Here is a 620-nt window from a genome sequence, read left to right as displayed (position 1 = left end):
AGCGGCATTTTGGCGCCGGATGCTCGGGTTGAGCTGATCGAAGGTGAGATCGTCGATATGCCGCCAATTGGTGCGCCACATGCGTCAGCCGTCAATCGATTGCATCAACAATTGCTCGATGCGGTCCATGGCCAGGTCATCGTCCGTGGGCAGAGCCCGGTGCGCTTGGATTCCCGCAACGAGCCCGAGCCGGACATCGCGCTGGTGCGCAACCGATCGGGACACTATCGTGACTGCCACCCAGGCCCGGCGGACGTGCTCCTGCTCGTTGAAGTGGCAGACTCCAGTCTGCGTTACGACCGCGACGTCAAGATGGCGCTCTACGCCCGCTTCGGCATCCCCGAGACCTGGCTTGTGAACCTGGCGGACGCGACCCTGACCGCTTTCCGTGCGCCCGGCCCCCAAGGGTACGCGATGGCTGAGCGGCTCAGGATGGACAGCCCCATCCCCGTGCCTGGACTCGATGGGCTGTCGGTCGATCTTGCTGACCTGTTCTGAGCCATCGGCGGACGGACGGGTTCTCAGACTTGGAAAGCGTCCATAAACAACTTCCCCCCTTTCGCAAAGGGGGGCTAGGGGGGATTTCGGGCGGCATCGCTCGCATCGGGAAACAATTGATG

1 protein-coding gene is annotated in these 620 nt (G+C 62.9%); it reads left to right on the top strand.

The features are described from left to right. Window positions 1–498, top strand: a 498-nt coding sequence (locus G3480_RS27275) for a Uma2 family endonuclease (RefSeq protein WP_164657296.1), incomplete at its 5' end; no start/stop codon positions are given. Window positions 499–620 lie beyond the last annotated feature (122 nt).

The sequence above is a fragment of the Thiorhodococcus mannitoliphagus genome (genome assembly GCF_010915725.1).
Lineage (GTDB): Bacteria > Pseudomonadota > Gammaproteobacteria > Chromatiales > Chromatiaceae > Thiorhodococcus > Thiorhodococcus mannitoliphagus.
This window is presented reverse-complemented; position numbering and strand designations above follow the sequence as displayed.